8 protein-coding genes and 1 tRNA gene are annotated in these 6,455 nt (G+C 74.2%); 7 read left to right on the forward strand and 2 right to left on the reverse strand.

Translation table 11 applies throughout. The features are described 5' to 3' along the window. The first annotated feature begins 51 nt into the window (after nucleotides 1-51). The 3 genes from MXD62_RS15095 to MXD62_RS15105 all read left to right on the forward strand — a co-directional run bounded on the left by MXD62_RS15095 (nucleotide 52) and on the right by MXD62_RS15105 (nucleotide 3,197). Nucleotides 52-2,490, forward strand: coding sequence for a [protein-PII] uridylyltransferase (locus tag MXD62_RS15095; RefSeq protein WP_248829884.1), 2,439 nt, complete (start codon nucleotides 52-54; stop codon nucleotides 2,488-2,490). Between the two features lie 165 nt (nucleotides 2,491-2,655). Beyond that, a tRNA-Ser gene (locus tag MXD62_RS15100) sits at nucleotides 2,656-2,746 on the forward strand. A 214-nt stretch (nucleotides 2,747-2,960) separates the two neighbouring features. After that, nucleotides 2,961-3,197, forward strand: a complete 237-nt coding sequence (locus MXD62_RS15105; protein WP_248829885.1) for a hypothetical protein — start codon at nucleotides 2,961-2,963, stop codon at nucleotides 3,195-3,197. Nucleotides 3,198-3,630: 433 nt separating this feature from the next. On the opposite strand, the gene MXD62_RS15110 is transcribed toward MXD62_RS15105, so the two are convergent. Further along, nucleotides 3,631-3,822 carry a hypothetical protein gene (locus tag MXD62_RS15110; RefSeq protein WP_248829886.1) on the reverse strand — a complete coding sequence of 64 codons (192 nt, stop codon included), beginning with the start codon at nucleotides 3,820-3,822 and terminating at the stop codon, nucleotides 3,631-3,633. Nucleotides 3,823-3,839: 17 nt separating this feature from the next. Between MXD62_RS15110 and MXD62_RS15115 the strand changes: the two genes are divergently transcribed. Further along, nucleotides 3,840-4,010: a hypothetical protein gene (locus MXD62_RS15115; RefSeq protein ID WP_248829887.1), complete on the forward strand. Its 171-nt coding sequence runs from the start codon at nucleotides 3,840-3,842 to the stop codon at nucleotides 4,008-4,010. A gap of 550 nt (nucleotides 4,011-4,560) precedes the next feature. Here MXD62_RS15115 and MXD62_RS15120 read toward each other — a convergent pair. Next, complete coding sequence (locus MXD62_RS15120; protein WP_248829888.1) at nucleotides 4,561-4,887, reverse strand: thioredoxin family protein; 327 nt, start codon at nucleotides 4,885-4,887, stop codon at nucleotides 4,561-4,563. A gap of 130 nt (nucleotides 4,888-5,017) precedes the next feature. Here MXD62_RS15120 and MXD62_RS39215 point away from each other — a divergent pair, with 130 nt between their 5' ends. From MXD62_RS39215 to MXD62_RS15130, 3 genes are all read left to right on the forward strand, one after another. Next, nucleotides 5,018-5,149 carry a hypothetical protein gene (locus tag MXD62_RS39215; protein WP_285224081.1) on the forward strand — a complete coding sequence of 44 codons (132 nt, stop codon included), beginning with the start codon at nucleotides 5,018-5,020 and terminating at the stop codon, nucleotides 5,147-5,149. 163 nt (nucleotides 5,150-5,312) lie between these two features. Beyond that, nucleotides 5,313-5,510: a hypothetical protein gene (locus tag MXD62_RS15125; protein WP_248829889.1), complete on the forward strand. Its 198-nt coding sequence runs from the start codon at nucleotides 5,313-5,315 to the stop codon at nucleotides 5,508-5,510. Nucleotides 5,511-5,807: 297 nt separating this feature from the next. Continuing rightward, a partial coding sequence (locus MXD62_RS15130) for an FAD binding domain-containing protein (protein ID WP_248829890.1) occupies nucleotides 5,808-6,455 on the forward strand: 648 nt, incomplete at its 3' end.

Here is a 6,455-nt window from a genome sequence, read left to right on the forward strand (position 1 = left end):
GCGACAGACTGCGGGTGCGGGGGATAGGACCCAGTACGACGGGGGTGGCGGGTGAACGACAGGCTCCAGGCCCTGCGGGGCCGGGTGGACGCTTTTCCCGGTGTGACCGGGCCCGCGTTGCGGGAGGCACTGGTCGAGCGCGCCGACGCGGCCCTCGGGGAGCTGTTCGGGGAACCAGGGCCCGGAGTCGCGCTGCTCGCGGTCGGTGGCTACGGGCGAAGTGAGCCCGCCTTCGGCAGCGACCTGGACCTTGTGCTCGTCCACGACGGCCGCCGAGGCGACATCTCCGCCGTCGCCGACGCGATCTGGTACCCGCTGTGGGACGCCGGAGTCGGCCTGGACCACAGCGTCCGCACCGTGGACGAAGCCGTCTCCGTCGCCGACTCCGACCTCAAGGCGGCGCTCGGCCTGCTCGACGCCCGCGTGATCCGCGGTGACGGCGGCCTCGCGGGCACGCTGCTGGAACGGGTCCGGACCCGGTGGCGGGAACGCGCACCGCGCCGCCTGCCCGAGCTCGCCGAGGCGGTCGCGGAGCGCGCGCGCCGGATGGGCGAGCTCGCCTTCCTGCTCGAGCCCGACCTCAAGGAGGCCCGGGGCGGCATGCGGGACGTCCACGCGCTGCACGCCCTCGCCGCGGCCTGGGTCGCCGAGGCGCCGCCGGAGCGCGTCCAGGCCGCCTACCAGGTGCTGCTCGACGCCCGCGGCGAGGTGCGCCGGCTCAGCCACGGCCGCGCACAGGACCGCCTGCTCCTGCAGGACGGCACGGCGGTGGCCGCGACACTGGGCTACCCCGACTCCGTCGCGCTGTCCCGGGCCATCTCGGACGCCGGCCGCACGATCTCCTGGACGTGGGACACGACCTGGTACCGGGTGGCCGCCGCGCAACGCTCGAAGATCCGTTCCCGGCTGCGCCGGCCGGTCCGACGTCCCCTCGACGAGGGCGTCGTCGAACAGGACGGGGAGATCCAGCTGGCCCGTGACGCCGAACCCGCCACCGACCCCGGGCTGGTGCTCCGGGCGGCCGCGGCCGCGGCGCGCACCGGCGTCCCGTTCGGGCGCTACGCCATCGACCGGCTCGGCCGCGAGGCGCCGGCGATGCCCGAGCCGTGGCCCGAGGCCGCCCGGGACGACCTGGTCAGCCTGCTGGCGACCGGGGACGCCGCGGTGCGGGTGCTGGAGTCCCTCGACCAGGTCGGGCTGCTCGTGCGGCTGATCCCCGAGTGGGCGGCCGTGCGCAGCAAGCCGCAGCGCAACCCCTACCACCGCTACACCGTCGACCGGCACCTGATCGAGGCCGCCGCCCGCGCCGCCGCCCATACCAGGGACGTCGACCGGCCCGACCTGCTGCTGCTCGGCGCGTTGCTGCACGACATCGGCAAGGGGTACCCGGGAGACCACACTGACGCCGGCATCGTCATCGTCCAGACGTTGGCGCCCCGGCTGGGCCTGCCGCCCGAGGACACCGAGGTGCTGGTCGCGATGGTCCGCCATCACCTGCTGCTGACCGAGGCGGCGACCCGGCGGGACATCGACGACGTCGCCACCATCGAGTCGGTGGCGGCCGCGGCTGGCAGCGTGCGCGTACTCACCCTGCTGCACCGGCTCACCGAAGCCGACGCGAAGGCCACCGGTCCGACCGCGTGGAACGCCTGGAAGGCCCGGCTCGTCACCGACCTCGTCCACCGGGCCACGGCCGTGCTCGACGGCAAGGCACCGCCGTGCCCGCCGGCGCTCACCGAACGGCAGACCGCCCTGCTCGCGCTGCCCGACGACCTCACCGTGCAGGTCAACCCGCTCCCCGACGAGGGCATGTTCGAGATCGTGGTCGTCACCGCCGACCGGGTGGGCCTGCTCGCGACCACCGCCGGCGTCCTCGCGCTCAACCGGCTGGACGTCCGCCGCGCCTCCGCGCGGGGCGCCGGCGGCCGCTCGCTGCTACAGGCCGCCGTCGCGTCCGCGCACGGGCACCGCCCGGACCCGAAGCGGCTGCGCGACGACCTGCGCGCGGCCCTGGCGGGCACCCTCGACGTCACCGCCCGCCTGGCCGGCCGGGAACAGGACTACGCCACCACCCGTCGGTGGAACACGCCGGGGGCACCTCAGGTGATTTTCGACGACTCCGGCTCGACGACGGTCATCGAGGTGCGCGCTCCCGACCGTGCCGGGGTGCTGCACCGGATCACCGGCGCGCTGGCCGAGGCCGGCCTGGACGTCCGCACCGCGATCGTCGCGACCCTCGGCCTGGACGTCGTCGACGCCTTCTACGTCGAGGACTCGTCGGCCCCGGTCACAGCTGCCTCCACGGCCAGCACGGCCAGCTCTTCGGCCACCGTCTCCACGTCGACCGCCTCTGCGTCTGTCGAGTCTGTGGCCGCGGCGTCCGCCGCCTCCGTGACCGGCCTCGCCGCCCCGCGACTTCTGGGTAGCGCGCGGCGGGCCGAGGTGGCGACCGCCGTCATGGCCGCGCTCGACACAGGGAAGCCCGGCTAACCCCCCGCGGGGACGCCCGGGGCTGGCCCGCCAGACGGCCTCGGTCGCCCGGCTCGTGCCCCGCCCGTGCCCGCTCGCGCCCGGCGAGCGACATGTCCTGTCAAACGCCGGGAGGGGCGGGGTCTGGTTCGCCGCGCGGGACGCTATGCTTGGGACGCACACTCAGGAGGCTTCGCCTAGTCCGGTCTATGGCGCCGCACTGCTAATGCGGTTGGGGGCTTATACCCCCTCCGGGGTTCAAATCCCCGAGCCTCCGCCCCTCGCGGTCGGGCCCGTCCACTTCGGACGGGCCGCTGACCAGGCGCAACGCCATCGGCATCTGAAATCCCCGAGTTCTCACCATTGCTGGTGAGGACATGGTGCGGACGTCGCGTCGGACGGGGGATCGCCGCGGCGACCGTCTCCGCCGCGTGCTGCCCCGCCGAGCGCAGCAGATGCACGTACAGGTTCGCGGTGATCGACGCCGACGAGTGCCGAAGATCGTGCAGACGGCGCGGGGACAGCGCGGGGACAGCAGGTCCCGGCCGAGCTCGGCCCCGACCTCAACCTCGACGTCGACCGGGACCGCGGCGGAGCTGCGGTTGCGGGAGCGCGAGCAGCAGTCCCGCGACCGGGCCGCCCAGCTCCGGGTGGAGCTGCGTTCCGGCAGGTACACGCCATCCGCCCGTGCCGGGCGGAACCCGGGCATGGCGATCGGCAGGGGCTGACCGCCCCGTACGTAGCGCACAGCCCCGCCGGCATCGCTCGGCGGGGCTGTGGGGCCGTTCCGGGGGCCGCAGATGGCGCCTTGAGATGGACGCGGAGCGCCGTTCGGATACCGGCCGGGGGGTGGGTGCCCGGATCGGGGTTTGACCGGCCCACCCTGGGCAGTAAATGAACTGGGGTGCCGGTTGGCCTACTGCAAGGGGATGCCGGCATGGCCTGCGGTACCCCGCCCGGCGGCCGGTCCTACTCTGCCTCGGGACCGGCGGCCTGGAGACGTTGCCCCCGGCGCCGCTGGCGTCACCTCGGCGCCGGAGGTGGCCCTCCGTCCGGGGCGGAGCCGGCGAAATCCGCACACCCGGGCGGGACCATCGGCCCGCTGGACACCACCGGCGGGCCGTGGCCGTTCCGGGGGCCGTAGCCGAGACGCCGCATCGGTCAGTCCGCCGTCCCGGCGCCACCAAGCCCCAGCGTCGCGACCTTTGACCAGCGGTACACCTTCTCGTCCCGGTTCAGGTCGATCAACTGCACGGCCGTGACGCTGGTGGTGGTGGCCCTGGGTTCGACCTCGGCGAGCCGTCGGTGGAGAGGCTCGGCGGGGGCATCGGCGCCGGAGTAGGCGACCGACACGTGCGGGGTGCGGAGGCATGGGCGGCGGAACGGCCGGGCTGGACGGTGGACGACGCGCGCTGACCGCGTTCGCTGCGCTCGTGGCCGGCCTGTGGACGTACCGGGCGGTCACCGACGGGGCGGACGGGCCGTGGGTCCGAGCCGCCCGTGACTACGCAGCGTGGAGAGTGGGGGTCGCGGTCGGCTGAGCCGTAGTGTCGCGCCGCGGGACCACCACATTACGGTCCGCGGTCTGAGTGGGCTCCGGCGGGACGTTGCCGCGGTCTGACGATCCGCTGCCGTAGCGGCCTCACGGCGGGTCTACAGCAGGCGACAGGGCAGGCGACACGACACGGGACAGGCGACAGCAGCCGCGACCGCGCGGCTGTTTTAGCCCGGCCCGGTGGCAAGCTGCCCGCCCCGGGTTTACCCGGCTCGCGGCAGGGCAGGGGGTGAGCTGGGTGCTGCCTGGCCACTCCCGGAGTTGGCGACTGTGTGGCCGGGAGCGCCCGCCTCGACCGCCGGCCCCGCTGCCCCACCCCGGGACCGGCGGCCTGGCGCGGGAAGCGGCCTGGCGGGTGGTCGAGGCGGGCGGGGCGACGGCCCACGCTGGGACTCCGCCGCGCCGCCCCAACTGCCGAGCGCCTGCTGCTCGGCGCCCTCGACACCGAAAGCCCTGGCCTCGCCGCCCTGCTCGGTGAGTTGGACCTGCGATCCCCCGCTGCGCGCCCGAGTGGCGTCGGTCCTGAAGGCCGCCAGCTAGCGGCCCCCGGCGGCGTCCGTGACCGCGTCAAGCACCCAGTCGTCCGGTGGACTGCCGCGCAAGCCGTCGGCGGTGGGATAGACCCGGCACTGCAACCCGTAGTCGATCCGGCTCGCCGCCGACGGGTCGACGTCGCGGCCGTCGACCCGCAGCGTCGGCGAGCCCAGGAACCGCAGCGTCCGCGCCCTCTCGGGACCTTCGACCTCGACGAGCCGCACCGGCTCGTGCACGCCAGTCCGTGCCAGCAGGTCACCCAGGTGGGCCAACAACGGCCGGTAGTTCGGGCAGTCCGCGACATAGAGCAGTTCGACAAGCACCGTCACCCTCGCCTCCGTCCGGTCAGAGCGAGTGGCCCACTCCAGCGTTGACCGACCTCTCGCGCCCGGCAACCCCCGACCCGGGCGACGACGCCCGCAGCCGGCACGTGCCGGTCACAAAGCGATAGGACCGGCTGTGTTCATCAGCACCGACGACCCGCGCGCCGTCGCCGCGGTCGCCGCCGTAGTCGTCCGGGTACGCCAGCAGCGCTGCGAGCTCGCGGTCGAGATCGATTCCGACCTGGCCGATCGCGGGATCGCCAGATGACGAAACCGTGCGGCGCGTTCTCGTGGGTCGCGCGGATGACGGTCGCCCAGGTGGCGTTCTCCCGTGCTCGTACCCCGGGCGCCGCCTCCTGAAGAACCGGATCAGACCTGTCCGCGATATTGGGCGTGGCCAGGGGTTGTCCGCTGACCCGAACCGACCTGGCGTGATCGTGCATCGGTGCCCCTTCGGCCTCGGGAGGGGGCTGGTCGACGCCGCGGTCGTGGGCGCTCGCCAGGAATTCATCCGCTACAAGGCCGGACAGCTCTGCCGCAATGCTGACCACGGCGTGCGTGGCGTGGCGGGTAACGGTGAGGCGATTGTCTGCGCGGACAACAACGGCTGGCGCTGGGAGCCGGCGTAAGGGCCGGCTGCGCTGTTTCGGAACGTCCGCCATGACATTCGAGGTGCCCTGAAACGGACCCCCCGCGCGCACTCGCCGGAGTCCTCCGGCGATCTGTGCATGCTGTGCGACTGCCCAAAAGGTGTAGTACGGTCGTCTCTCTCCGCGTAGCGGTTGCTCGCAGGTTCGGGGAGGGCACGTGTATCCGCAGGAACTGCCGGTACCGTTACCGGCCGCGGCCGGCCGTGGGCGGAGCCGCCCAGGGCGCCGTTCCGGCCGTACCGCCGCAGCCACCGTGCCGACGTCCGGTGCGGCGGGATGAAGCCGTCCACGTTCGAGTATCACCGGCCCGAGAGCGTTGACGAGGCGACCAGGCTGCTGGCCGATCTCGGCGACGGCGCCAAGGCGCTGGCCGGCGGGCAGAGCCTCGTCCCGATGCTCTCGCTGCGCCTCGCCTTCTTCGATCATCTCGTCGACATCTCGCGGCTGGCTGAGATCCGTGGCGTCGAGCGTCGTGACGACGCGCTCTGGATCGGCGCCGGCACCACCGAGGCCGTGGTCGGAGCGGACGCCGAGGTGGCTCGCGGTGTCCCGCTGCTCGCCCGCGCCACGGCGCTGATCGGCCATGCCCAGATCCGCAACCGGGGCACCCTCGGCGGGTCGATCGCGCATGCCGATCCCGCGGCCGAGTACCCGGCCGTCGCGCTGGCGCTCGACGCCGAGCTGGAGGCCGCCTCGCCGCGGGGGCGGCGGGTCATCCCGGCGGCGGAGTTCTTCACCGGCCTGTGGAGCACGGTGCTGGAACCCGACGAACTGCTCGTCGGCGTCCGGTTCCCCGTGTGGACGGGGCGGTGCGGCTTCGCGGTCCGGGAGTTCGCCCGCCGCCACGGAGATTTCGCGATGGCGGGTGCCCGGGGGGGGGGGGGGGGGGGGGGGGGCCCGCCCCCCCCCCCCCCCGCGGGCCCC

Origin of the sequence: Frankia sp. Mgl5, assembly GCF_023242985.1 — a bacterium.
Taxonomy (GTDB): Bacteria; Actinomycetota; Actinomycetes; order Frankiales; family Frankiaceae; genus Parafrankia; species Parafrankia soli.

Coding starts and splice junctions, on each gene's coding strand:
- MXD62_RS15115 (WP_248829887.1), top strand. CDS start 3,840: ATGGGCGGCGGAACGGCCGGGCTGGACGGTGGACGACGCGCGCTGACC.